Genomic DNA, 26,564 nt, shown 5'->3' with positions numbered 1-26,564 from the left:
ATTTCGCTCAAATAAACTTCGAGTAATTTAAACCAATCAATCAATGAAAATTATTTCGATTAATCAATCAGTAAAAATCCACACAAGTTGTTCTTCAATTCTCTTAATGATTTTTCTGCTCTTCGTCAGAGACAGAATTCAACGCAATACTAAGCTTTCATCTCAACCCTGTAAGCTAAGATATTCTCGTGTATCGCGTCGGGATGAGTGCATTATAGGGAAAAAAAACTGGTACGCAAGCACTTTTATAAATATGCACATTCGACCGGTTCTTTTTCAGCCAAAAAAAATCTCAAAAACAAACAAGCATATGATTTATATAGTTAATTTATTTTTGAAGAGTTTTAAACTTTATATCTACTATCTTTATAGACTGTTTTGGTACGTTTTGATGCATGCCATAGTTTGATGTAGGGACCTGAACAATACGGTCAACCACATCCATTCCTTTAATTACTTTTCCAAAAACTGCGTAACCCGCATTACCCGCAGAACGATTTAAAAAATTATTATCTGCAACGTTTATGAAAAACTGACTAGTAGCTGAGTTAGGATTTGCAGTACGAGCCATAGCCAACGTTCCGCGTGTGTTAGCAATTCCATTTCCAGCTTCATTTTTGATAGGTGCTCGCGTAGTCTTTTCCTGCATATTTGCAGTAAGTCCACCGCCCTGCACCATAAAACCAGGAATTACGCGGTGAAATATCGTATCTTTATAAAAGCCTGACTTTATATAGTCTTTAAAATTCTTCACACTGTTTGGTGCTTTATCATCATAAAGTTGTATTTCAATATTGCCTAAATTTGTTTGCATTTCAACTAAAGTGTCAGCCCAGACTGAATGGCTGCTTATACCCAAACAACATAACATTAATAATTTTTTCATATCTTCCTACAATAAAATGCAAAACTTAATGAAGGATAAATTTAATCATCTATATAAAAGAATTCTAGTGAGTATTTATTATCTTTTATTTAGTACTTTATATTTTAGATTTGAGTATTAGTCCACGTTCCACGTGAAACATGGACTAAACTTTTATTTAACTATTTTTATCCCAGAACTTTCTGAAGTTCTTACTGATCTCGATAGTATATCTTTTTGCCTTTTTCGAAATAGGTGTCAAGTTTATAAAACCGTGGGTTTGATCTGGATATTCTTCATAATGCATTTTGACGCCATTTTGTCTTAGCTTATAGCTATAAATTTTCGCTTCGTCATGCAGTACGTCATGACCAGCCGTAATCACGAAAGCTGGTGGGTTCTTTTTCAAATTACCATAGGTTGGGGAAATAATCGGATCGTCTAATTCTACATTATGCTGAGTTGCATAATATTGGGTAACATAATTGATATCATTATCTGTTAAAACCAATCCTTCGTTATAGGCATAGAAAGAAGGATGTCGACTTTTAAAATCAACTGTAGGATAAATGAGAAGCTGTGCTTGTGGAGCATAAGGTTTGTTTACTGATCGTTGAGCCACAACCGTACTGATATTGCCGCCTGCACTATCCCCTGCTACAGCAATACGATTTTTTAATATTTTTAGTTGTCTGCGATTTTGATATACCCAAGCTAATGCATCTTCACATGATTGGATTAAATGTTGAGGTGAGACCTCAGGTGCAAGTGGATAATCAATACTGAGTACTTGTACTTTTGCATATTTTGCCAATATACGACAAACCTCATCATGAGTATCTAAACCACCTACAACGAACCCTCCCCCGTGATAGAAAACAATCAGAGGTAATTTTTTATTCGGTGAAGGATGATAGTGTCTTGCGAAAACAGTTCCACTTTGAAGCGGCAAACGAATGTCTTCTACTGAATCAATTTCAGTTGATTTCTGGCGTATAGCCAACATTTGTGTATCAAACTGCCGTCTAGACTCAATAGGATCTGAACCAATGAAACCAATACGTCCCTGTTTAATTTGTACGGCCATCATACATTTAGTAAACGAGTCGAGCTCTGGGTATTGGTAGGCATATCCAAGGATTTTGGCAAGTGACTCTTGAGCTAATCGAGGTAACTTATCAAGAGCTCGAGCAGCAGGCCCTTGGCCCTTATCTAGCAATGTTTGAATTTTTTGATTAAATGCTGTCATGCCTATCTCCATGAATTCCTCTTATCCTTCATATTTTCTACAGAATTCTTTGTTGTTTGACTATATTCGCATACAACTCATGTAATCAAGATACAAAGGTAAAAACCAATCTACGCTAATCTGATTTATAGCAAATGTCATTAACAAATCTGTCGTTTAAAACAGGACTTTTTTGCCAATTATTGTTAACAGACAAAAGGAGATTGTGCTATGTCAGCAAAACTAGTTGTTACTTTATTAGCAACCAGTCTTTTAACTGTAGGTTGTGTTGCTTATAAAGATGATCCTTATTATCGCGGTGGTTATGGTTACCATGATCATGATGATGATCGCTATGACCGCAATGATGGACGTCGCTATAGTGACTGGGAACGAAAACGTTGGGAAGAGCGTAAGAGAATATACGAACAACAACGTAAAGATGCTCGCGAACAGGATAGAAATCGTCGTGAGTGGGAAAAAAGACACCGTGAATGGGAGAAGAAAAGATTAGAAGATCGTGATCACAATCATAGAGATTATCATGATGATGACTAAAATCTATGGGAATATGGAAGCCCCAAAGAAAAAATCTCTTGGGGCTTTTTTGTTGAGAAATCCACATTCTCTTGACTATAGAATAATGAGTAGCAGCTCATTTCATATATAAATCGGCATCTTGAATATATGTACTCTATAATCTTTTAACTGTTCTTATCGCTAAGAATTACTGAGCAGTTGCAGAACCTGAAACAGAACCAGAAGCACCAGCATCAACTTGACCTGGTTGTGCTTGACCAGAAACACCTGCATCTACACCAACACCAGCTTGTACGCCAGATGGGCTAGCGCTAGTTTGAGCTGAACCTGATGCATTTAAGCCAGCTTCAGATGCACAACCAACAGCTGTAAAAGCAACACCAGCAAGTACTACAGAGATAAGACCTAATTTTTTCATAATCACTTTCCTTTCATTACGACAAACATTTAAATGCAAAGTTCATCTTCGCGCTGCCTATAATTCACAATTTTTTTTTCTGGCGTGCGTATCATTGGTTGTCTTTTGTAGTAATAGAAGTACAAATTGTGCAATTTTTTATTAAAACCTCTTCCTTAGCCTCACCTCTACCTTTTATATAGAAGCTATAACTTAAGCTTTTGTTTATTTTTATCAATTTCTAATTTTTATCTTAGCCTTTTACTCTCGTTAAAAATTTTCTCTTCATAGAAACGCTATATAAGGTGCGTAGAATGTTACACAGACTTTTTACTTGAAAATGCCTTATTTCATAAAAAAGCCGAGGATAGACCACGGCTTTTTTAAAAATTTATAGTGTTTCGATTCAAATTATGGCCATTGCATCTCGCCTTTTACAACTTTTGCACCTAGCTCTAAGCTATCTACACTCTTTAATGTTGGATATTGTTTCTGCATGAGCTGACTTAGCTCACTCGCGTTTTTACTTACTTTGACCGCTTTCTCATAGCTCTTGAGATAGTCGATAGAGAAGTTAACCGCATCCAAACCTTGTGGAGCTCCCTCAACCATATGAGCTGGAACAACTGTTTGAGGTTGGAGTGATCTAATACTTTCTAAAGCTTGAATCACTTCATTGCGATCTTTAACTTTTGGCGTATCTGCCATCCATAAATGAATACCTGAAGAGACAGGAATACCGCCTACAACAGCTTTCGAAGAAGGAATCCATAAATAAGTAAGTTCTTTCTTACCTTTAATCTCGATTGACTCATTCTCTAGTTTTAAAGTTTTAGCAGCATAAGCTTGAGGCACAATAATTTGGCTAGGCGCATTTGCACCCATTTGTGGGCCCCAGTATTTTACTTTAAGCGCTTGAGTATCTTGGATATGTTTAACAGTTTCTGGTGTTGCAATGATTTGTACATTTGGGAAGTATTGTTTAAATACATCTAAGCCAAAGTAATAGTCCGGATCGCCATAACTTACGAAAATTGTCTTTAGTGTTTTACCGCTATCGAGAATATCGGCAGCAATACGTAATGCTTCAGATTTTGAGAATTGTGCATTCACCAACAGAACTTCTTTATCGCCTTCAATTAAAGTAGAAGTCACGCCGAAATGTTCGGGTTTAGCCAGAAAACTTTGGATCTTCAAATCTTGCGCAAAGGCTGAGGAAGCTACCGTTAAAGCAGTAGCAGTTGCTAGGGCTGAAGCAGTTAATTTAAAAAATTTCATTATGTATCTCCAATTTCATGAGAAATACTTTAAATTGCAATTCTTGTAAGATAAATGCACTAAATTAAGATAAACTGTTGCATATATTGTAATAATGATAAAGCATATGGACACATTAAAAGCCATACACGTCTTTGTTTCTATTGCTCAACATGGCAATTTAACCAAAGCCGCCGAACATCTAAATTATTCCCGTGCGATGGTTTCTCGCTATCTTGAGCACCTAGAGCACACCTTCTCAACTCGACTATTTCAAAGAAATACCCGAAAAATATCTCTCACTCCAGCGGGTGAAAAAGCCCTACTCTACTGCGAGAATATTTTACAACAACAGCAACTTTTACAAGAGTTAGCCGCACCCGAACAACATAACGGTACGATTCGCTTTACTTGTGGTTTATTTTTATTTCAATTAGGGGTTGGGGAATGTATTCGCCAATTTAAACAGCAACATCCACATATTCAATTTGATGTATATCTAACTGAAAATACGATGGACTTAATTGATGCTCAGGTCGATTTAGCCTTACGTATAACGCAAAAAGTTGCCGATGGTTTAATTGCACGACCTGTGTGTCAAATCGAGTCTGTATTCTGTGCTCATCCTGATTATTTAAAGCAACACAGTCCCCTCTCCCATCCAAGGCAACTTATTCAACATGAATGTTTAGCCCACCATAGCCAACATCAATTTTGGACACTTTTTGATACTGAACAGCAACCTCAGAACTATCCTTTAAACGTCACCTTTAAAAGTAATGATGTAAATGCGGTTTATGACATGTGTGTACATGCTCAAGGTGTGGCAATGTTACCGACTTTATTAGTTAAAAAAGATTTAAAAGAAAAACGATTGGTTCCTTTATTTAAAAACTATTCGGCTCCTGAATTAAGTTTGTCGGTGGTATATGCTTCAAGACAACATTTACCCAAAATAACTCAGGAATTTATTGCTTTTATGATCGAAAATTTAGATTTTTACTTAAAACCGCAAAATTAAAAGTTTTAAATTGCCGTGTACGCTTGAATTTTTAGGCAATGCCCATACTTCATCCCTATTAATGAATTACAGCATATGCATGGCAGTTCAGGTTTTACCCAGTAAATGCTGATGCCAAAAGGACTGTACATGTTTAAAAACCCATTTAAACGGAGATCATCAATGGCTAATGAGCAAAATGAGCAAGCTCAAGACATTCAACACGAGCAAGCAGAGCAATCTAATGAGCAAACTCAGGCTGAAGGTGTAGAGCAAGCAAACGACGTTACCGTTGAATCTTTACAAGCGCAAATCACCAAATTAGAAGAAAGCCTAAAACTTGAAAAAGCACGTACTGCAAATGCAGTTTACGAAGCACAAAAAAGTGTAGAGCGTATTCAACGTGAGTCTGACAAGCATAAAGAGACTGTGCTTGAAAAATTTGCAAAAGAATTACTAGATTCTGTTGATAATTTAGAGCGTGCAATTCAAGCAGCTGGCGATGAAGAAACACCAGTACTTGAAGGTATTAAACTAACCTTGAAGTCGCTGTTAACCACACTTGAAAAATTTGGTGTTGTAGAAGCTGATACAAAAAATGGCTTCAATGCGGATTTACATCAAGCTGTAGGTATTGACCCAAATGCTAAAGCGAATGAAATCGGTAGCGTTTTACAAAAGGGCTATACATTAAACGGTCGCTTATTGCGCCCTGCTATGGTTATGGTTGGTCAATAAATAATTTTTTGAGAGTTTTTAGATTTTTTTTTCGCTAAAACGCTTGAAAAAAATAGATTCACTCTCATATCGGATAACAAGCAAAAACATTGCAAAAGAATTTTTGAGGAAAACGTCACATGGCAAAAATTATTGGTATTGACTTAGGTACTACCAACTCATGCGTTGCTGTACTTGAAGGCGATAAAGTAAAAGTAATCGAAAACGCTGAAGGCGCACGTACAACTCCATCGATCATTGCTTATAAAGATGGCGAGATCTTAGTAGGTCAAAGTGCTAAGCGTCAGGCAGTAACTAACCCGAAAAATACATTATTCGCTATCAAGCGTTTAATCGGTCGTCGTTATGAAGATCAAGCGGTACAAAAAGATATCGGTCTTGTACCTTATAAAATCATCAAAGCAGACAATGGCGATGCTTGGGTTGAAGTAAACGATAAAAAATTAGCGCCTCAACAGGTTTCTGCTGAAATCTTGAAAAAGATGAAGAAAACTGCAGAAGACTATTTAGGTGAAACAGTTACTGAAGCAGTTATTACTGTTCCTGCTTACTTTAACGATGCTCAACGTCAAGCAACTAAAGATGCGGGTAAAATCGCTGGTTTAGACGTTAAACGTATTATTAACGAACCAACTGCTGCTGCACTTGCGTTCGGTATGGACAAAAAAGAAGGCGACCGTAAAGTTGCAGTTTACGACTTAGGTGGTGGTACTTTTGACGTATCAATCATTGAAATCGCAGACCTTGATGGCGACCAACAAATCGAAGTGTTATCAACAAACGGTGATACTTTCCTTGGTGGTGAAGACTTTGATAACGCATTAATTGAATTCTTAGTTGAAGAATTTAAGAAAGAACAAAGTGTGAACTTGAAAAATGATCCACTTGCGTTACAACGTTTGAAAGAAGCTGCTGAAAAAGCAAAAATCGAGCTTTCTTCATCTAACGCAACTGAAATCAACCTTCCATACATCACAGCTGATGCAACTGGTCCTAAACACTTAGTGATCAATGTAACACGTGCAAAACTTGAAGGTTTAGTTGCTGATTTGGTTGCTCGTACAATTGAGCCTTGTAAAATCGCACTTAAAGATGCTGGTCTTTCGACTTCAGACATCTCTGATGTGATCTTGGTTGGTGGTCAGTCTCGTATGCCACTTGTACAACAAAAAGTACAAGAATTCTTTGGTAAAGAGCCACGTAAGGACGTGAACCCTGACGAAGCTGTTGCAATCGGTGCTGCGATTCAAGGTGCGGTATTGTCTGGTGACAAAACTGACGTTCTTTTATTAGACGTAACACCATTAACTTTAGGTATTGAAACAATGGGTGGTGTATTAACACCAATCATTGAGAAAAACACGACGATTCCTGCGAAGAAATCACAAGTGTTCTCTACTGCTGCTGACAACCAGCCTGCTGTAGACATTTCAGTTTACCAAGGTGAACGTAAGATGGCTCAACAAAACAAATTGTTGGGTAACTTCCAATTAGGCGATATTCCACCTGCTCCACGTGGTGTGCCACAAATTGAAGTATCTTTCGACATCAATGCTGATGGTATCTTGAAAGTATCTGCTAAAGATAAGAGCACTGGTAAAGAGCAATCGATCCAGATTAAAGCGAACTCAGGTTTGTCTGATGCTGAAATCGAAGCAATGATTAAAGATGCTGAAGCGAATGCTGAAGAAGATCGTAAGTTTGAAGAACTTGCAAAAGCGCGTAACGAAGCTGATGCATTAATTTCAAGCTCGAACAAAGCTGTTAAAGATCTTGGTGATAAAGTTACTGAAGATGAAAAAACAGCTGTAAGCACTGCCGTTTCTGAACTTGAAGCAGCAACAAAAGAAAATGATGTAGAAGATATCAAAGCAAAAACTGAAGCTTTACAAAACATCTTGATGCCTATCACTCAACGTGCTTATGAACAAGCGCAACAAGCTGGTGGTGCTGAAGGCTTTGATCCAAATGCATTCCAAGGTGGTGATGCGGGTCAACAAAAAGCAGATGATGGCGTTGTAGATGCTGAATTCACAGAAGTAAAAGATGACAAAAAATAATTTGTTTCTTTAATAAAAAACCGCGCTTAGGCGCGGTTTTTTATTATTTACAAAAAGTAACAATAAGTTTTTTAATAATATTATTCAAAAATTTCTGTCAGAAAGATCAATGATAAAAACTAAATATTTAATTTTAAATAATATTTTTTTGTTAAAAAACCACTGTTATTTACTACATTAATTATTTGATTATTGCCAAGTCTGAGAACATCTTTTTTAATTTTTCGACCAATATCACAAACCTCACCTAATCTATTGAGATTTTTATCGTTTTGACGAATTAAATTAAGTAGCTAACAATAAGATTTATTTATATTTTTTATTTTGCCATGAAAAAATTTCTATGGTGGGGATTGAGCTTATGCTTATGCATGGGCTTACAAACAACACTTTTTGCTCAAAGCAATCTGCCAATTCATTCATCTCATCAGCCTTTAAAATACCGAATTGCTTTTATTGATCCGCGGTTTCAACTTACTAAAGAACAACTAGTTGAGGTAAGTCGGCAAGCTGCTGAAATCTGGCAAAAAGAAACTGGAAAGACCTATTTTATTTATGATTCACAGGCTCAATTGTCAATTAACTTAATCTATGATGATCATCAAATGCTTAAGGATGAACAACAAAACAATTTGGATGCACTTTTGCAAAAGCAGGAAGCTTGGCGCATTAAAAATGAAGAAATTGTTCTAAACAAACAGCAAGTTACTCAACTATCAAGTGATTTAAACAAGAAAAAGGTCAGTCTAAAAGTTGAGTTTGAACAATATCAACAAGATGTAACGCGCTTTAATCAAGGAGAACATCAATACTCTAATGCCAATAATTTAAAAGAATGGCAAAAACAACTAGAGCAAAAATCGGAAGAGTTACAAAATGAATCCAATAGTCTAAATTTTAAAATTCAATCACTTAACTTAAAAATTAAAGAGCTAAATCGAGAGCAAAGTGATTTAAGCGCTTTAAAAACACAATTCAAACTAAAGCAGAAAACGAGTATTCAACCCTTCCATAAAGGTTTATTCAGTCAAAACCAAATTCAGATTTACGGTTATGCTTCTTTAAATGACTTACGCTTGACCCTTGCTCATGAACTTGGGCATGCTTTAGGGCTAAAACATACGACTGATCCTAAATCTTTAATGTATCCCTATTTAAAAGAGCAAGATATTCATAACTTTAAATTGACAGATTCAGATTTAGATTTATTAGGTTCAATTTATAGACCAAATTAAGGAAAAATCGTTAAAGTTAACTGATTAAAAAAAACTAAATAAAACCCAATATATTAAATTTTTCCTAAAAAATAATTTGGCATTTGGTAAAAAATAATGAGACTAAAGTCTCATTTATTTTCCTATTTTGTACGTTTTTTGATTGATTTTTCATTTTATATTCTTATAATACGTTTTTTTTAAAATCTCCCCCCTTCGATTATGCGTTTAACATCTTTGTTATTAGGCGTAGCCTTTGCTTTTTCTAATTTTCAGGCTAATGCTAATCTTGCCACTCCAACTCATACTCAAATTCAGCAAAAAGCAGGTCAACATTTGACTTACAAAATTGCTGATATTGATCCACGTTTTGGTTTAAGCCAAGACCAATTAATTCAAATTAGTCAACAAGCTGCGGACATTTGGAAGCAAGGTACTGGACAGGATTATTTTACTTATGATCCAAATGCAAAGTTAGAAATTCGTTTAGTTTACGATAATAGTCAAAGCCGTTCTGAACAGCGTCAAAAAATTGCAGCTCAGTTCCAACAAGAACAGCAACGTGTAATTGATGAACAGCAACAAATTAAGCAATTGAAGCAAACCCTTGGTCAAACTCAAGCCGACCTTGAAAATAAGAAGCAGATTTTGAATGGAAAATTGAAAAATCTTGACCAACTAATGATGCAACTTAACCAAGGCAAATTAGCACCTGAATACAGCGCTAAATCTTTGGCTAAAACTCAGAAAGATTTGCAAAAACAAACTGTTGCTTTAAAGAAAGAAATTGCTGCATATAATGAGCAAGCTAAAGATTTAAATGTCAAAGTGACTCATTTTAATCAGATTAACAATGAGTTTAATAATTCATTGAACCAATTTAAGCAAAATGCTCAAGCGGATGTCTTTAAAAAAGGTATCTACAACGGCAAACAAATTGTGATTTATGAGTTTAAGTCTATTGATGATTTACGCTTAACAATTGCTCATGAGTTAGGACATGCACTTGGTTTAAAACATAGTGATCAACCAAATGCATTGATGTACTCAGTACGTAAAGATGGTGACAAAAAAATCACTGGACTTACGGATGCTGACCGCGATCTATTGAGTGCTTTACCTCAATAATTAAAAGCTTGATATAAAATGATGTATCTATTTCTATGTAGATACATCGAAATTGATATCAAAGTCATGTTATTGTGGTCATAAGAGCTAACGAAAATAGAATGGAGATCAAGATGAGTTATTATCATATCCTGATTGAAGTAAATGATCATATCAGCACAATTGAACAGACACGAGATATTGAACTGTTTGATATTATTGAAATTAAACCATACCTCCATTCTATTTTAATCCCCTTTTTCAATGAGCATGAAATCGAGCTTGAGGATGAAAATATCGAATATAAAGATATTCTCCATCTTGAAGTAAAACAGACTCTGTTACCGATTGAACATTTAATTGAAGAAGAGCAAAAGCAATTACCAAGTGATACTGATGTCACGATCACTGCGTATGAAATCTTTAATGATCGTGATTTAAGCCAAGATGTTACGTCAGTTATTTTTGATATTTTGGAAGCAGTTAAATTAGAGTAATCATCTTATATAAGTACCTATAAAAAAGGTCTGCATGAGCAGACCTTTTTTATTATTTCTAGTTTATTGCATCATTTTCTGAGCTTGTTCTTGACGGAATGCACGTAAAATTTGCTGCCCTGCCCGTCCTGTTGGATTTAAACCTAAACGAGTCTGCTCCTGACGAATAGCTACGCGGGTTTTATCTCCAATAAGACCGTCAACTGCACCAATATCATAGCCACGATTAATCAAAAACTGTTGGATTTCACGACGTTCTGCACGTGAAGTTCCCGGATCATCAGTTGGCCAAGACGCAACAAATGGGCCAGCACCTTTTAAACGATCAGATAAATGTGCAATCGCAAGTCCATAGCTTTCCGCAGCGTTATAACTATAGATAGCATCAAAATTCTTAAATACTAAAAATACTGGACCATTTACACCTGCAGGTGCCATTAAACCCGCTGAAGTATTGCCAGATAAAGCCCCTTGAACAAGTGGAGAACCATCAATTCGGGTTACCCCTCGTGCACTCCAGCTACTTAAAGCTTTCTTTGAACGTCGCCCTTCTCCATCAATTGACATACCTTGGGGAACTTTGACTTCAAAACCCCACGGCATTCCTGTTTGCCAACCTGCTTTATTTAAGAAATTAGCTGTTGAAGCCAGCGCATCAGCTGTACTCGACACTAAATCTCGACGACCATCTCCATCAAAATCAACAGCTAATCGTTCATAAGTAGATGGCATAAATTGAGTATGACCAAATGCCCCAGCCCATGAACCTTTCAGTTGGTCTTCGGTTAAATCACCACGTTGTAAAATACGCATAGTGGCAAAAAACTCAGTGCGGAAATAACTTTGTCGACGTCCTTCACAACTTAAAGTCCCGAGTGCTTGTAATAAAGGATATTTTCCAGAAATATCACCAAAATTACTTTCAACACCCCACACTGCTACAATTGTTTCCGGCGGCACACCGTAGGTTTGAGAAGCACGGTTTAAAACATCTCGATGTTGCGCCAGTTTTTGTTTACCAAGCTCAACGCGCTCTTCATCAACTAGACCAGAAAGATAATCCCAAATTGGTGTCGAAAATTCTGGTTGATAGTTTAATTTATCAATAACTGAATAATCTGGGGTCAAGTTTTGGGTATAACGATCATAAGTTGTACCAGATACTCCAGCAGCAATTGCTTGAGAACGTAAATTTGCCAAACAGCTTTGGAAATTATTATTAGGCGTATAATCTTCGCTCGTCACTACTGGAACAATAGCACTGCTAGATATTGTAGAACCATTAATTACGAGCTCTGCTTGAGCCTGAGACATCGCTAAAAATACAGAGCCAACAATACAAGAAAAACGTCGCATATTATCCTAGTTCGATTTTTAAATTTAAATTTGTAAGTACCATACCATTATGAGTCCAAAATTTCAGAGAGAAAACGTAAATTTGAATTCATAATCTCTACTTTAAATTCATTTCCCATGTTTTAAATTCAAATTTTCTACTTTATTTTTGAATTTAAAATTCTCTAGATCCAAATCATTACTTTTGAATTCAAAACCAATACCCAAGTTTAAATTCAAAAGTACCTCTTTAAATTTAAACTACAAACCTCTCTTTATTGTGGATAACTTTATCCACAACAGAGCAAAAAGCACTTCTATTTCTTAATCCTATTCTATATCTCCTTATTATTTATTACAGGCTGTAGCCAATCACCACAAAACCGTATTTTTTAAATTTAAAGATCAGCCAAAATTTTTAAATTCAAAACCTCATACTAATAGACTTCTATTTTTGAATTTAAAAAGGTATACCCAACTCTCTCATTTAAATTTAAAAACACTTTTGTGGATAACTAATTTTAAATTCAAAAACAACCGAGGCTGCCTTTTGTGGTTTTAAATTCAAATTACAGTAGCTTTTTTAAATTCAAAAGTTCCAATTAAAGTTATCCACAACCCTAAAATATGCATGTTCTATTATTTTTTAAATTTAAAAGATAAAAAAAGCGATCCGAAGATCGCTTTTTAGAGAATTAAAAATACTTTTAGAGGGTCATATCTGCTGTTAAAGCGAGTGGTTCTGGCAAAATTTCCGCCAATTGACGGCATAAATTCGTCAATTCATTACTATCCACAGGCATTAAAGTGATATGACCTAATTTGCGGCCAGCACGTTCTGACTTGTTATAAAGATGCAGATGAGCACCATTTAAGGCAAGTACATCCTCAGTTTTAGGATGTTGACCAATAATATTGATCATAACCGTTGGGCGAACAACTTCTGTTGAGCCTAGTGGTAATCCTGCAACAGCTCGAATATGGTTTTCAAACTGAGAACAAACTGCGCCTTCAATTGACCAGTGGCCTGAGTTATGCACACGCGGTGCCATCTCATTTGCACACAAACCTTGTTCTGTTACAAATAGCTCGAGAGTCAACACACCAACATAGTTAAGGTGATTCAACAAACGAGTAATGTAGTCTTGAGCAACGGGTTGCAAAGCTTCACTATTCGGTGCAGGAACAATTGAATGCGATAAAATACCATTATGATGATGGTTTTCAGCCAATGGCCAAGTTTTTACTTCACCATTTTGGCCACGCACCGCAATGATTGAAACTTCGCGAGAGAATTTAACAAAGCTTTCGGCAACTAGACTTTTTGCAGGACCAAGTTCAGCCCAAGCAGTATCAATCTGGTCTTCTGAACGAAGTACAAACTGACCTTTGCCATCATATCCGCCAGTTGCAGTCTTAAGCACGATCGGTAAACCAAGCTCAGCCACAGCCTTTTTCAAGCTTTCTAAGCTATCTACAGCACGATACGGCGCAACAGGAATAGTAAGCTCATCAAACAATGCTTTTTCTGACAAACGATTTTGCGCAGTCGCTAAAGCAACACGGGGAGGATGCAATGTTTTGGTTTGTGTCAAAACATCAACATCTTCAACTGGCGTATTTTCAAACTCAAGACTGAAAACATCAGCACTTTCAATAAACTGCTTTAAACCTTGCTCATCTTGGCTAGAAAAAACCTGGCCTAAAACACCTGCTGGACAATCTGTATTTGCTTCAAAAAAAGTACATTGAATATTTAATGGTAACGCTGCTTGAGCCATCATACGGCCCAGTTGCCCACCACCAAAAATACCGATAGTTTTATCCATCTCAGCCTCTTACACCTGACCCGGAATATTTTTGCTTGCAACTTTATCAGTTTGCGCAGCACGGAAATCAGCAACATTTTTTGCGATTTCAGGACGAGTTAAACCTAAGATTTGTGCAGCCATAATTGCCGCATTCGTTGCACCAGCTGGACCAATCGCTAAAGTACCAACTGCAATACCTGCTGGCATTTGTACAATTGAAAGCAAAGAGTCTACACCATTTAAAATTGATGATTTAACTGGCACACCTAAAACAGGTAAATCAGTTTTTGCGGCACACATTCCAGGTAAATGCGCTGCACCGCCTGCACCGGCAATAATCACTTGAATACCGCGATCACGTGCAGTTTCTGCATATTCAAATAAACGATCTGGAGTACGATGAGCAGATACCACTTCCGCTTCAAATGGGACACCAAGCTGTTTAAGCATATTGGCTGTGTTTTCGAGAGTTGCCCAATCAGATTGAGAACCCATAATAATTCCAACGAGAGGTTGAGCGTCTTGTGCTGCGGCCGCATTCATTGCTAATGTTCCAGAGACAAAAGTAAAAAAAGATAAATCTCGACGAGAGCCAAGTTTTAAATGGTTCGGAAGCCCATTATTATAGACTGATTTTTCATCTCACGAAAATTTAACTGACCAGCTCTGTGAATATTTTTAATTTGATAGAAAAATGTCATGGTTTAACAGTGACACATTCTCAATTTTTATTAATATTAATTAATTAGATATCTGAAAGATAAGCAGGTATTTGAAAAATCAATAGCTTGTATAGAACCAATTATTCAATACAAGCTATCATAGATTATTGGCTTCTAAATACGAAATAAACACAACCAAATAGGCATAACATCGCCCATAAGTAATCGAGTTTAAAGGGTTGCTTAAACAAGAAAATCATAAAAGGTACAAACACGACCAATGTAACCACTTCCTGAGTGATCTTCATTTCACCGAGTAACCAGCCTTGTGCACTTAGCATACGAGTGGCTGGAATCATAAAACTATATTCAAGTAAGGCAATAATCCAACCGAATAGAATCGCTTGCCAAAGTGGAGCATGGTGCAAAAATTTAAGATGCCCATACCATGCAAGTGTCATAAAGCAGTTAGAAATAATTAATAGCGTAAAAGCTAAAACCGTTGGGCTCAAAGGCACATCCTTCATCATCACGATGATTTAAGTATTTTAACGATACAAAACATTATAAAAGATAAAACTGTAATTCAGCTTAAATCTAAAAAATAAAGCTGTAGTTTTATCAGGGCCTCAAACACATAGAACAACAACGATTTTTGACTATCTTTTCGAGTTTAGCCTTGCTATCGTTGCTGGCAAATTTATCAATAATGCACACACAGCAATTCATTTTAATGTTGTGTACAAAAGCAGTGGAGAAGGCGAGCAATGCATCTGCATATCTTGGGTATTTGTGGCACTTTTATGGGCTCTTTAGCACTTTTAGCTCGTGATTTAGGACATAAGGTAACCGGTTCCGATTTAAACGTTTACCCACCGATGTCTACCCAGTTAGAAAATGCAGGCATTACACTCATGCAAGGCTATGACCGTAGCCATTTACAGCCTCATCCGGACTTGGTTATTGTCGGCAATGCCATGAAACGTGGTATTGATGCTGTTGAATATATGCTAAACGAAGGCCTACCATATATTTCTGGTCCACAGTTCCTTGCCGATCATGTTTTACAAGGTAAACATGTACTTGGTGTAGCAGGTACTCACGGGAAAACAACAACTACGACCATGTTGGCTTGGGTACTTGATCAAGCTGGTTTAAATCCGGGCTTTTTAATTGGTGGTGTTCCACTTGGTTTTAGTGAAAGTGCTCGTTTAGGCGGTGGTAAATACTTCTGTGTTGAAGCCGATGAATATGACTCTGCTTTCTTTGATAAACGTTCTAAGTTTGTTCACTATCACCCAAAGACGGCGATTTTAAATAACCTTGAATTTGACCATGCCGATATTTTTGATGACCTAGCAGCGATTCAAAAACAGTTCCATCATCTTGTGCGTACCATTCCAAGTGAAGGCCGTATTATTGCGCCAATTACTGAAACGCATATTGATGAAGTGCTTGAAATGGGTTGCTGGACACCAGTGATTCGTACAAGTTTAGAAGCGAATGAAAAAGCAGCTTTATCTGCCGAACTAATTTCAATTGATGGCAGCCATTTTAAAGTACTCGAAAATGGCAATGTCGTTGGCGAAGTGAAATGGAACATGACAGGGCAACATAGTGTAGCGAATGCTTTGGCAACAATTGCAGCCGCTCAGCATGTGGGTGTGGCTCTTGAACAAGCTTGTGAAGCTTTGTCTAACTTTGGCGGCGTAAAACGCCGTATGGAGTTACTCGGCACAGTTAATGGTATTGAGGTTTATGATGACTTCGCTCACCATCCAACAGCAATTGACACGACTTTAGATGGCGCACGCAAACGCTTAGGTGAACGCCGTTTATGGGCCATTATTGAACCACGTTCAAACACCATGCGCATGGGCAGTCATAAAGATGGCTTAGCACATTCAGCACGCTTAGCAGACGAAGTGATCTGGTATCAGCCAGAAGGCTTAGATTGGGATTTACAACCTGTAATTGAAGCTGCTTCTAACCACGCTCAAGTAAGCCGTTCACTTGATGAAATTATTGAGCGTATTGTCAATGAAGCAGGTGAGGGCGATGCCGTTGTGATTATGTCTAATGGTGGTTTCGGTGGCTTACATCAAAAATTAATGAGCGCATTAAAAGCAAAAGCTGCTTAAATTTCGCTTTAGATGATTCAATAAAAAATGGGTTTCAAATTGAAACCCATTTTTTTATCAGTGACTTTTAAAGCTTTTCTGGCTCTATATTGGCCATAAATTTATTAGAAACCATTAAACGTAAACTATAGACAATGCCCATCGCAAAAACGCTATATCCCACGTTATTACAAATAAACGGAATACATAAAATAATGAGCGCTGTGATTGGATAAAACCATTTCGTGATTCCAGATAAGCATTGAAACTCATAAAGTATCCAAATACAGGTGGTATAAAGCACCACACTCACCGCAACAACTATTCCCATATATAAATCAGAAATATGCGCATGATGGGTTGTAACATCCACGGCAGCAGCAAGCGCAGCACCTACCGCAGCAATACTGACAAAAACAAAATAATGACCGTATCCCCAAACAAATGGGCGCACACCTTTAATATGATGATGTTGTTCACTACGGTCAAAATAAGCCCACCACATTGCGAACATCAACATCAATCCACCGACCATTAAGAAAATAGCAGGGATATTCATTGATTGAGCGGCTAAAGCATCACGTATGGCATTAAAACTACCGACAATCGACTCACCCAACACAATAATTGTGAGTAGGGCATAACGTTCTACAATATGATGAGGATGCCACGGCGTTGGTGAATATTTTTCTGCATAGATTGGAACAAATAATTCCACGACAACCAGAAATAAAAATAGAGGTATTGAAAGTACATGAGCAAAGTTAGCGACAAGCCAGCCAATTTGTACTAAGACTATACCTATTGCATAGCGATAAGCCGTAACTCGCCGTTCAGGATCATGTTTTGCTGCTCTGAGCCACTGAGTCACTAAGGCCATGCGCATGATCACATAACCGATAATGATTACATCAAAATCCTGACTACGAAATACATCAGGGATACCCGCTGCCATCACCAATGACCCTACAATCTGTACAAAGGTAAGGCATCGATACAATGCATCATCGTTATCGTAAGCAGAAGCAAACCATGAAAAATTCATCCATGCCCACCACAGCGCAAAAAATACCATCAAGTAGCTTGGTAATGCATGCCAGAGGTGATTTTCAATAATTGCATGATGTAACTGCTGACCCGCTGTTGCAATCGCGACCACAAAAATTAAATCGAACAATAATTCGAGTGGAGTCGCTGCTCTATGCTGCTGATCAGGATCTCTTGGGGATAGGGGCCTCAAGCTTAATTTTTTCTGTTTTTCTTGAGTAGTCATAAAATAACGTTCTCGAATAAAGTGCCAACACGTTAACACTTTAATATTAACGCCCAGAACACGCATTAAAAAATATCTAGACCTGCTGTTTAATCTTTACTCACAAACAAACTATATTTCATTTTTGTGACAATTCTTTATCAAGATAACAGGCTTAATTCTTTATCATAGCCCACGTTTTTTGTTCTTGTTTGGAATATGAATGTCTTTAGAAACACTCAACCTTAGCTTATTCCATGTGATTAATGGGGCTCAGGATGCGAGTCAATTTATCATTCGTCTTGCTATCTTTTTTGCTAATGATCTCCTCTATATTCTCTTATTCATCCTTACATTTTTATGGTTTTATGGCGATCAAGATTTAAAAAATAGGGTCATTAAATCTGTCTTTTTAACCTGCGTATCGCTTTTAGTCGGTTACGTTATTTCTCTGTTTTACCATCACGCAAGACCGTTTGTCATGGGTGTGGGTACGACTTTTATTGAACATGCACCAACGGCATCTTTTCCAAGTAATCATATGCTGATTTTTAGCACCATTGCTTTATCTTATTTGTTTGCTCAGCGCAAAATAATTGGAATTATCCTTATATTTTTATCATTTGTAGTGGCGTGGTCACGTATTTATTTAGGTGTGCATTTCCCTTTAGACATGTTAGGGGCTTTTATTGTCGCACTACTAGTCAATACAGCAGGTTATTACTTCTGGAATGCTTACGGTACAAGTTTGACCGCATTCTGTATTCACCTTTATCAAATTATATGCAAACCACTTTTAGACCGCGGTTTGATTAAATAACCCATAGATCTTTTTGGCATTCAAACCACGACATTAAGTTCAGTTGCGTAATACAAAAAAATCTGCCATTCTATGTGGACTTGGATATGTTTTATCCAAAAAAGAATTTAGTTTGACAAGGGGAGTAGCCTCCTCCAAACATAACAGCAATGTTATGTGTCAGATATCGTCAATACGCTTTTATTAAAAAGTCGGTATCTGAGCATCGTGAAATTCATGGTGTAGGCAAGACCTTGATCATGTTGATACAGATGTTTAATTCATCTGGCAACTGGTCGAGGTTTTTTTATGCCCAATTGCCGGATGTATGGAGGATTTATGGAATCGATCGGCAATTTATGGCTGTACATAGCATTCTTTGGCATAGTCATTGTGATGCTCCTGATTGACTTTTTAGGCTTTAAGCAAAAGCAAGGTCAGGATGTCTCAATTAAGCAAGCTGCTTACTGGAGTGTGGCGTGGGTAAGCGTCGCAGCCCTATTTGGCGGTGGTTTATGGCTTTACCTACAACAAACAGTTGGGGTGACCTTAGCAAACCAAAAAACTATGGAATACTTTGCGGGTTACTTACTCGAAAAGTCCCTCGCAATTGACAACGTTTTCGTCTGGTTAATGATTTTCGCAGCGTTTGCTATTCCAGCTGCACTACAACGTAAAATTTTGCTCTACGGCGTATTAGGTGCCATCGTACTGCGTACCCTCTTTATTTTTATTGGTGCATGGTTCGTTCAAGAGTTTTCTTGGGTACTTTATATCTTCGGTGCGTTTTTGGTATATACAGGCTTTAAGTTCTTAAAAGGCCAAGATGAAGAAACCAATATTGAAGATATCAAGCTCTTAAAATGGTTACGTAACCATATGCGTATTACACCACAGCTTGAAGGTGACAAATTCTTTGTACGTCAAAACGGTTTATTGTGGGCAACGCCGTTATTTCTAGTTTTGATTTTGGTTGAAGCTTCGGACGTGATTTTCGCAGTAGATTCTATTCCTGCTATTTTCGCGGTAACTAGCGACCCGTTTATTGTTTTAACGGCGAACTTAATGGCAATTTTAGGTTTACGCGCAATGTTCTTTTTACTTGCTGGCGCTGCGACTAAATTGCATTACTTGCCATACGGCTTAGGCATCATTTTATTGTTCATTGGTGCGAAAATGTTGTTGCTTGATGTATTCCACATGCCAATCTGGATCTCGTTAAGCTTTATCGTAATAGTATTAGCAATCACTGCTTACCTTTCTTTACGACACAACAAAAAGCAATTGCAGTCTTAATTCATCACAACAAGGCATCTACACGTGAGATGCCTTGTTATCTAAATTTTAAAAATAGACTGTACTTTAAAAAAACAGATTAATATTATATGCCAACTTAAAATTTATCTTTCCTAATCAGAAACATAATAGATAACAGCTATTCGGTATTTTATGCCGAACATACTTATTAAAATGTGTGGAGTCTCATGCGTTCTAAAAAAATTAATCTTGTCGTTGTCCCTCTATTACTCACGGCATGTAGCCATAATGATGGTCCTTTAGTACAAGACGTATATAACAACCAATATGACTGTGCTCGCGACTGGAATACCCAAACCTGTGAAGAAGAAAATAGCTCCAGTGGACATGGTTCTAGCTATGTTAGTAGTCGCTATTTAGGGCCTGCGTATTATCAAAATAATCGGGAAGTTTCTTACCACGGCAATACCTTACATCCTTACAGCAATTTGAGTGTAGGCCGACCAATTATTTCAAGTACAGCGAAAAGTTCGTCTTTTTCATCCCCAATTCGTGGTGGTTTTGGCCGTAGCGGTTTTTCTTTCGGCGGCTAAGTCTTTAGGCATTCACTGAATATGAAAAGAAAAATATTTACTCCACGACCAGACTGGCAAGTGGAGCATCAAAATATTGGTTTTGATTATTTTAATTTACCTTCTCTTGATGGCTCAATTTACTGGTCTGAAGGAGTTGCTTATGAGTTTACCCTTAAGCAGATTGAACAACTTGAAGATGCAGCAAATGAACTGCATCAGATGTGTTTAGCAGTAGTAGGAGACCTCATTCAACGGGGAAACTATCCTGCTTATTTTCAAATTCCTGAAGTTGCCATAAACCATATTGAACATTCATGGAAACAAAATGCCCCTATGCTGTATGGCCGTTTTGATTTCGCTTACGATGGGCGAAATATCAAAATGCTGGAATATAACGCCGACACGCCGACTGGCTTACTCGAAGCCTCTGTGGCGCAGTGGCTGTGGATAGAACAAGTCTCAGGCATTGCAAACCGAGATCAATTCAATAGCATTCATGAAGACCTGATTAAACGCTGGAAGACAATTTTACCGCGTGGTAGCCATGTGCATTTTGCTGCTTGTCAGGAAGCTGGAAGGGAAGACTGGGGAAATCTCGAGTACTTGATGGATACCGCTTATCAAGCTCATCTACAGGTTTCCGAGCTTTCTATGGAAAACATAGGTTGGAACGGGCAAGACTTTGTCGATCTTCATAATCAGCCCATTCAAAACATATTTAAGCTCTACCCATGGGAATGGATCTGGGAAGAAGCCTTTTCTCAATATATCCATCCACAAACACAGTGGATTGAACCTTGCTGGAAAATGTTACTTTCAAATAAAGCGATTTTGGTTGAGCTTTGGAAGCGTTATCCAAACCATCCAATGTTGGTCGAAACCCATACCTATGACCCGCAACAAGCGTTGTCTGGCAAATGGGTGAAAAAGCCGATTTTGGCAAGGGAAGGGGCCAATATTCGAATTTTACAAGATGGTCATGACCAAGGCTCAGCTTCTGGTAGCTTTCATTTTGATGACTATGACAAATATGGTTATGTCGTACAGAAATGGGTAGATACCCCATTATTTTCAGGGCAACTACCTACACTCGGTTTATGGATGGTTGGACATCAATGTTCAGGCATGTCTATTCGTGAAGATTGCTATGACATTATTGGTAATGATGCTCACTTTGCAGCACATTATTTTGTCGAGTAATAAATGCCTAGAGGTATTTTAAAAAGCACTGTTTAGGTGCCTTTTTATTGTGCCTTCCACGCGGTCAATCAGTGCATTTTACGTATATAGCGAATAATGAACTTTAGTTTCTAAAGCTAAATTAGAACAAAAATTCAAAAACACAATAATATAAATTTATGTATTTTAATAATTTTTCCTTATTTTCTTTATTAAAAATCAATATTGGCAAGCTCTTTGCATCTCCTAAAAAGAAAAAAGCCTAGATTTTAAGGGCTCGCGAGAGCCCTAATTTTTTTAAGGAGTGATGCCATGAATGCGATTCCAACTTTAACGCCCCTTGCCATGCCGTGTAACAGCAGTTTTGAAGCAAAAGATTGGGAAATTTTATCGAACCACTGGTATCCCGTCGCACGTACACAAGATGTCTCTACTGCACCTCAACGAGTCATGCTACTAGACGTCAATATGGCGTTATATAAAACAGAAAGTGGGGAAATTCATCTGGTTCGAGATATTTGCCCACATCGTGGGGTGCCATTAACCAAAGGTTGGGTGGATGGTGAGGAGATTGTCTGCCCTTATCATGGGCTACGCTATAACAGCGAAGGGAAATGTACTCAAATACCAGCTCAGCCCGAACTAACTAAAATTTCTGATCGTTTTTCTCTGACCAAATTTCCAGTTGTACAAAGATATGGTCTCATTTGGACCAGTATTCATGGTCGTGATATTGTTAAAGCTAATATTCCTATATTAGATACTTGGGACCACGCAGAGCATCAATCAATTTTACCGCCTTTCGTCGATATTGGTGGTTCTAGCGGACGTCAACTTGAAGGGTTTATCGATGTCGCTCATTTTGCTTGGGTACATCACAATGCCTTTGCAAATCGCGATAATCCCATCGTCCCTAAATATCACACTGAACGTACCGACTATGGTTTAAAAACGGTCTATATCAGCAATGTCAGTAATTATCCGCATGAACTAAAACATCTCGAACCAGAAGGTTTTTTATGGAAGCGTACTTTTGAGGTTTATCCACCTTTTTCAGCCGTGCTCACGGTCGATTTTCCAGAAGGCGGGGTCTTAAAAATCTTGAATGCCTGTTGCCCTATTTCAAGCAATAAAACCCGTTTATTTGTTCCACTCACCCGTAACTTTGACCAAACAGGCGATTTAGAAAAAGTATATGCATTTAATGCGCAAATTTTTGCCGAAGACCAAGAGATGGTCGAATCACAAAAACCAGAAGAACTGCCGCTTGATTTAATGATGGAAGCACATTTTGAAGCAGACCGTTCATCAACAACTTATCGACGGATTTTGGCTGAATGGGGACTAAGTAAACGTTATACCGTTTAAATATTGGCTAACTGGGGTACAATCAATCGAAAAAAGTGAAAATATAAAGGCTTTCCATGTCATTGATCGCAAATACCACCGTTGTGCGTGGTCGTTTTTTAGATATCCAGCAAACCGTCTCTGAGCCAACTGATATTCCAAATCAAGTGCGTTATTTAGAAGATGGCGTATTGGTTAGTGAACATGGAAAAATCAAATGGTTTGGTGCATGGGAAGACGCTCAGGCGCATCTACCTGCTGGGGTTGAGATTCAACATTATCCAGAACAATTGATTGTACCTGGCTTTATTGATACCCATATTCATTTCCCGCAAACAGAAATGGTTGGAGCATACGGCGAACAACTTTTAAGCTGGCTCAATACCTATACTTTTCCCACTGAAATCCAGTTTCAGGACAAAGCATATGCAAGTGAAATTGCCCAGTTCTTTGTTCAAGAGCTACTGAAACACGGTACAACCACAGCACTGGTTTTCTGTACAGTTCACCCCGAGTCTGTTGATGCCTTATTTGAAGCCGCAGAACACGTTCAGATGCGTTTAATTGCTGGTAAGGTACTCATGGACCGCCATGCACCTGAAGCGCTTTGTGATACGCCAGAAACGGCTTACAGCGACACCAAAGCACTGATTGAGAAATGGCATGGTAAGGGCCGTGCTCTCTATGCGATTACTCCACGTTTTGCACCAACGTCTACACCTGAACAGTTAGAAAGAGCAGGGCAGTTAAAACAAGAATTTCCAGATGTTTATGTACATACCCATTTAAGTGAAAACAAAGATGAAATCGCTTGGGTGAAATCTTTATTTCCTGAACAAGCTGGCTATTTAGATGTTTATCAACATTATGGCTTGACTGGTAAACGTTCTGTATTTGCGCATTGCGTTCACTTAGAAGATCAAGAATGGCAATGTATGCATGATACGCAATCGGCTATCGCATTTTGTCCAACATCAAACCTGTTCTTAGGCAGTGGTTTATTCCCATTGAAAAAAACATGGGAAAAACAAGTGAAAGTGGGCTTGGGTACAGATATCGGTGCTGGTACATCATTTAGTTTACTGCAAACCGTTAACGAGGCTTATAAGGTTCAGCAGTTACAAGGTGATAAACTTTCAGCTTATGAAGCGCTTTATCATGCAACCCTAGGCGGAGCAAAAGCGCTTGATTTGCAAGATCAGTTAGGCAACTTCAACGTCGGTAAAGAAGCAGACTTTGTGGTACTAAATCTTAAGCCAACAGCATTACAGGAACTTCGCCAGTCTAAATCCAAATCTGTTGAAGATTCACTGTTTGCATTATTCACTTTAGGTGATGACCGTAATATTGAGGCGACTTATATTTATGGAAACCGTGCTTATCAAAAAGAAACAGCCAAATAAAAAAGGCATTGTTAAGTTTTTGTTATTATTTGGAATATGCGCTCTTGCATTAAAGCGTGATCGACATAATCCGCAAAATGATAAAATTTCACAGCCATCAAAGGGTGCATGAAACGTCATTTTGCTTTAAAATTTTACCATTAACTCAGATTTTCGAGGTGTTGCAGGTCAACACCTTTTTTATTTTTTCTTTTATATCTTGTAGGAATCTGCCATGACTGTTGCAATGAGCATCATGATTTCAACCGAAGAAATTCAAGCAAAAGTCAAAGAGCTCGGCGAGCAAATTAACGCTCACTATGCAAATAGTGATAAAGAATTAGTTCTTATTGGACTACTTCGTGGTTCTGTTATTTTCATGGCAGACTTGTGCCGTACAATTACCAAACCGCATGAACTCGACTTCATGACAGTGTCTAGCTACGGCGGCGGTACGACTTCAAGTCGAGATGTTAAAATCTTAAAAGATCTTGACGGTGAAATTCGCGGTAAAGATGTATTGGTGGTTGAAGACATTATCGACTCAGGCAATACCTTAAGCAAAGTCGTTGAAATGTTGCAAACTCGCGAGCCAAATTCAATCCAACTCTGCACATTAGTGAGTAAACCGTCTCGCCGTGAAATTGATCTTGAAGTTAAATTTTTAGGTTTTGAAGTAGAAGACAGATTCATTGTGGGTTACGGCTTAGACTACGACCAAAAATATCGCCACTTACCTTTTATTGGTGAAATTGGTTTATAAATTTCAGAGAAATAGCACCGCAAGGTGCTATTTTTTTATATAAAACCTTAGCTTTGAACAAAAAAGACACAAAAAGTCGCAATCTGCTACAGACAAAATAGACAGCTCTACCGCACGATAGAATATGAAGCAAAATCATTAACTTCATCAAAAAAACAACTGGAGAACAAATATGTGGTCACTTATTGTCGCTATTGTAGTTGGTTTCTTTGCTGGCTTAATCGCTCGTGCTTTGCATCCTGGGGATGATAAAGCAGGTTTCATCGTAACTACCTTGATTGGTATTGCAGGTTCACTTCTAGCTACTTATGGTGGTCGTTTACTTGGACTTTACGGCGAAAACTCAGCTGCAGGCTTTATCGCATCCGTGATTGGTGCCATCGTTATTCTTTTTATCTACAACTTGATTGCACGAAAAAGCTAAACCTTAATTCATTTATAAAAAAAGCACCTTATGGTGCTTTTTTTAATTTATTTTAAAGACCTAACTCTTTCCATACGGCCTGAATTTCTTCAGCAGAGCGTGCGCCAACCAGTTTGAAACCATTCGCAAAAATTAGGGTAGGGGTGCCGTTAAAGCCGAGTTTTTTTCCTAATTCTAAATTACGGTCAATTGGGTTTGCACAGCTCGTAACTGTTGGTTTAACACCTTGCTGAATCAGTTTTTTCCATGAGTAAGATTGATTTGGTGCACACCAAACTTGTCTAGAAACCACAATAGACTGAGGTTTTAAAGGATAGATGAACGTATAAATAGTTACATCTTTAAGCTTATCGAGTTCAGGTTCAAGCTGCTTACAATAAGGACAATTTGGATCAGAAAATACTGCTAAAACATGTTGGCCATTACCTTTGACTGTTTTAATCGCATCTTTTAAAGGCAGTTGTTTCCAATCAATTGAGTTCTGTCCTAAAACTAGATCTTTAGTTAAGTTCTTCTGGTCTTTTAACCGAATCATAGAGCCTACAAACATATGTTGCCCATCTTCACCAACATAAATGATTTGCTGATCAAGATTAGCGCTATATAGCCCAGGCATTTCAGTTTTCTGAATATTGCTAATTTTCAAATTAGGATATTGTTTTTTAATATTTTCCCTAACAGTATCTACATTAGCGAAACTCACACTTGTAGTTAGGCTAAATAACGCCAATATTCCTAATTTTTTAAGCATAAAA

At 37.7% G+C, this 26,564-nt stretch carries 25 protein-coding genes and 1 pseudogene; 16 read left to right on the top strand and 10 right to left on the bottom strand.

Annotated elements, in window-relative coordinates; translation table 11 throughout:
* Window positions 1-328: 328 nt before the first annotated feature.
* Together WBW42_RS18180 and WBW42_RS18175 are read right to left on the bottom strand one after the other, a co-directional pair.
* Window positions 329-886: a peptidylprolyl isomerase gene (locus WBW42_RS18180; protein WP_032057536.1), complete on the bottom strand. Its 558-nt coding sequence runs from the start codon at window positions 884-886 to the stop codon at window positions 329-331.
* Between the two features lie 157 nt (window positions 887-1,043).
* The gene (locus tag WBW42_RS18175; RefSeq protein ID WP_032057538.1) at window positions 1,044-2,114 is read right to left on the bottom strand and encodes an alpha/beta hydrolase; all 1,071 of its coding nucleotides are present in this window, start codon (window positions 2,112-2,114) and stop codon (window positions 1,044-1,046) included.
* Window positions 2,115-2,324: 210 nt separating this feature from the next.
* Here WBW42_RS18175 and WBW42_RS18170 point away from each other — a divergent pair, with 210 nt between their 5' ends.
* Window positions 2,325-2,651: a hypothetical protein gene (locus tag WBW42_RS18170; protein ID WP_032057539.1), complete on the top strand. Its 327-nt coding sequence runs from the start codon at window positions 2,325-2,327 to the stop codon at window positions 2,649-2,651.
* A gap of 169 nt (window positions 2,652-2,820) precedes the next feature.
* Here the strand turns inward: WBW42_RS18170 and WBW42_RS18165 are convergent, their stop codons facing one another.
* Together WBW42_RS18165 and WBW42_RS18160 are read right to left on the bottom strand one after the other, a co-directional pair.
* The gene (locus tag WBW42_RS18165) at window positions 2,821-3,051 is read right to left on the bottom strand and encodes a hypothetical protein (protein ID WP_000733015.1); all 231 of its coding nucleotides are present in this window, start codon (window positions 3,049-3,051) and stop codon (window positions 2,821-2,823) included.
* 390 nt (window positions 3,052-3,441) lie between these two features.
* The gene (locus WBW42_RS18160; protein ID WP_032057541.1) at window positions 3,442-4,308 is read right to left on the bottom strand and encodes an MBL fold metallo-hydrolase; all 867 of its coding nucleotides are present in this window, start codon (window positions 4,306-4,308) and stop codon (window positions 3,442-3,444) included.
* A 106-nt stretch (window positions 4,309-4,414) separates the two neighbouring features.
* On the opposite strand from WBW42_RS18160, the gene WBW42_RS18155 reads away from it, so the two are divergent.
* From WBW42_RS18155 to WBW42_RS18130, 6 genes and pseudogenes are all read left to right on the top strand, one after another.
* Window positions 4,415-5,308 (top strand): LysR family transcriptional regulator, encoded by an 894-nt coding sequence (locus tag WBW42_RS18155; RefSeq protein WP_032006002.1) that lies wholly within the window; start codon window positions 4,415-4,417, stop codon window positions 5,306-5,308.
* A 162-nt stretch (window positions 5,309-5,470) separates the two neighbouring features.
* Window positions 5,471-6,025, top strand: a complete 555-nt coding sequence (gene grpE / locus WBW42_RS18150; protein ID WP_002115470.1) for a nucleotide exchange factor GrpE — start codon at window positions 5,471-5,473, stop codon at window positions 6,023-6,025.
* Between the two features lie 119 nt (window positions 6,026-6,144).
* On the top strand, window positions 6,145-8,085 hold the full coding sequence (gene dnaK, locus WBW42_RS18145; protein WP_002115449.1) for a molecular chaperone DnaK: 1,941 nt from the start codon (window positions 6,145-6,147) through the stop codon (window positions 8,083-8,085).
* 329 nt (window positions 8,086-8,414) lie between these two features.
* The gene (locus tag WBW42_RS18140; RefSeq protein ID WP_005072548.1) at window positions 8,415-9,320 is read left to right on the top strand and encodes a matrixin family metalloprotease; all 906 of its coding nucleotides are present in this window, start codon (window positions 8,415-8,417) and stop codon (window positions 9,318-9,320) included.
* Window positions 9,321-9,416: 96 nt separating this feature from the next.
* Window positions 9,417-10,427: pseudogene (locus WBW42_RS18135) on the top strand (M57 family metalloprotease).
* Window positions 10,428-10,528: 101 nt separating this feature from the next.
* Window positions 10,529-10,903: a hypothetical protein gene (locus WBW42_RS18130; RefSeq protein WP_014207668.1), complete on the top strand. Its 375-nt coding sequence runs from the start codon at window positions 10,529-10,531 to the stop codon at window positions 10,901-10,903.
* Between the two features lie 63 nt (window positions 10,904-10,966).
* On the opposite strand, the gene WBW42_RS18125 is transcribed toward WBW42_RS18130, so the two are convergent.
* The 4 genes from WBW42_RS18125 to WBW42_RS18110 all read right to left on the bottom strand — a co-directional run bounded on the left by WBW42_RS18125 (window position 10,967) and on the right by WBW42_RS18110 (window position 15,238).
* On the bottom strand, window positions 10,967-12,259 hold the full coding sequence (locus tag WBW42_RS18125; RefSeq protein ID WP_032057542.1) for a lytic murein transglycosylase: 1,293 nt from the start codon (window positions 12,257-12,259) through the stop codon (window positions 10,967-10,969).
* 686 nt (window positions 12,260-12,945) lie between these two features.
* A complete protein-coding gene (locus WBW42_RS18120; RefSeq protein ID WP_002115409.1) occupies window positions 12,946-14,067 on the bottom strand; it encodes a 5-(carboxyamino)imidazole ribonucleotide synthase in 1,122 nt (373 codons plus the stop codon).
* 9 nt (window positions 14,068-14,076) lie between these two features.
* Window positions 14,077-14,592: a 5-(carboxyamino)imidazole ribonucleotide mutase gene (gene purE, locus WBW42_RS18115; protein ID WP_002115451.1), complete on the bottom strand. Its 516-nt coding sequence runs from the start codon at window positions 14,590-14,592 to the stop codon at window positions 14,077-14,079.
* 283 nt (window positions 14,593-14,875) lie between these two features.
* A complete protein-coding gene (locus WBW42_RS18110; protein ID WP_075384089.1) occupies window positions 14,876-15,238 on the bottom strand; it encodes a DMT family protein in 363 nt (120 codons plus the stop codon).
* Between the two features lie 240 nt (window positions 15,239-15,478).
* On the opposite strand from WBW42_RS18110, the gene mpl reads away from it, so the two are divergent.
* Window positions 15,479-16,852 carry a UDP-N-acetylmuramate:L-alanyl-gamma-D-glutamyl-meso-diaminopimelate ligase gene (gene mpl, locus WBW42_RS18105; RefSeq protein WP_032012823.1) on the top strand — a complete coding sequence of 458 codons (1,374 nt, stop codon included), beginning with the start codon at window positions 15,479-15,481 and terminating at the stop codon, window positions 16,850-16,852.
* Window positions 16,853-16,919: 67 nt separating this feature from the next.
* On the opposite strand, the gene WBW42_RS18100 is transcribed toward mpl, so the two are convergent.
* Window positions 16,920-18,170 carry a low temperature requirement protein A gene (locus WBW42_RS18100; RefSeq protein ID WP_032057544.1) on the bottom strand — a complete coding sequence of 417 codons (1,251 nt, stop codon included), beginning with the start codon at window positions 18,168-18,170 and terminating at the stop codon, window positions 16,920-16,922.
* Between the two features lie 136 nt (window positions 18,171-18,306).
* On the opposite strand from WBW42_RS18100, the gene WBW42_RS18095 reads away from it, so the two are divergent.
* The 8 genes from WBW42_RS18095 (at window position 18,307) to WBW42_RS18060 (ending at window position 25,809) form a co-directional block, all read left to right on the top strand.
* Window positions 18,307-18,903: an undecaprenyl-diphosphatase gene (locus tag WBW42_RS18095; protein ID WP_032012819.1), complete on the top strand. Its 597-nt coding sequence runs from the start codon at window positions 18,307-18,309 to the stop codon at window positions 18,901-18,903.
* A gap of 318 nt (window positions 18,904-19,221) precedes the next feature.
* The gene (locus WBW42_RS18090; RefSeq protein WP_017386224.1) at window positions 19,222-20,178 is read left to right on the top strand and encodes a TerC family protein; all 957 of its coding nucleotides are present in this window, start codon (window positions 19,222-19,224) and stop codon (window positions 20,176-20,178) included.
* A gap of 188 nt (window positions 20,179-20,366) precedes the next feature.
* Window positions 20,367-20,732 carry a hypothetical protein gene (locus WBW42_RS18085; RefSeq protein ID WP_032012817.1) on the top strand — a complete coding sequence of 122 codons (366 nt, stop codon included), beginning with the start codon at window positions 20,367-20,369 and terminating at the stop codon, window positions 20,730-20,732.
* Between the two features lie 21 nt (window positions 20,733-20,753).
* Window positions 20,754-21,914, top strand: a complete 1,161-nt coding sequence (locus tag WBW42_RS18080) for a glutathionylspermidine synthase family protein (protein WP_032012816.1) — start codon at window positions 20,754-20,756, stop codon at window positions 21,912-21,914.
* Between the two features lie 291 nt (window positions 21,915-22,205).
* Complete coding sequence (locus WBW42_RS18075; protein WP_032057545.1) at window positions 22,206-23,261, top strand: Rieske 2Fe-2S domain-containing protein; 1,056 nt, start codon at window positions 22,206-22,208, stop codon at window positions 23,259-23,261.
* 56 nt (window positions 23,262-23,317) lie between these two features.
* The gene (gene guaD / locus WBW42_RS18070; protein ID WP_032057547.1) at window positions 23,318-24,643 is read left to right on the top strand and encodes a guanine deaminase; all 1,326 of its coding nucleotides are present in this window, start codon (window positions 23,318-23,320) and stop codon (window positions 24,641-24,643) included.
* A 214-nt stretch (window positions 24,644-24,857) separates the two neighbouring features.
* Window positions 24,858-25,385, top strand: coding sequence for a hypoxanthine phosphoribosyltransferase (hpt, locus tag WBW42_RS18065; protein ID WP_002115408.1), 528 nt, complete (start codon window positions 24,858-24,860; stop codon window positions 25,383-25,385).
* A gap of 172 nt (window positions 25,386-25,557) precedes the next feature.
* Window positions 25,558-25,809, top strand: coding sequence for a GlsB/YeaQ/YmgE family stress response membrane protein (locus WBW42_RS18060; protein WP_002115476.1), 252 nt, complete (start codon window positions 25,558-25,560; stop codon window positions 25,807-25,809).
* A 52-nt stretch (window positions 25,810-25,861) separates the two neighbouring features.
* Here the strand turns inward: WBW42_RS18060 and WBW42_RS18055 are convergent, their stop codons facing one another.
* Window positions 25,862-26,560: a DsbC family protein gene (locus WBW42_RS18055; RefSeq protein WP_005804888.1), complete on the bottom strand. Its 699-nt coding sequence runs from the start codon at window positions 26,558-26,560 to the stop codon at window positions 25,862-25,864.
* Window positions 26,561-26,564: the final 4 nt, after the last annotated feature.

This window comes from Acinetobacter sp. LT1 (assembly GCF_059800965.1).
The sequence above is the reverse complement of the archived record's forward strand: the minus strand, read 5'-3'. Positions and strand labels throughout refer to the sequence as shown.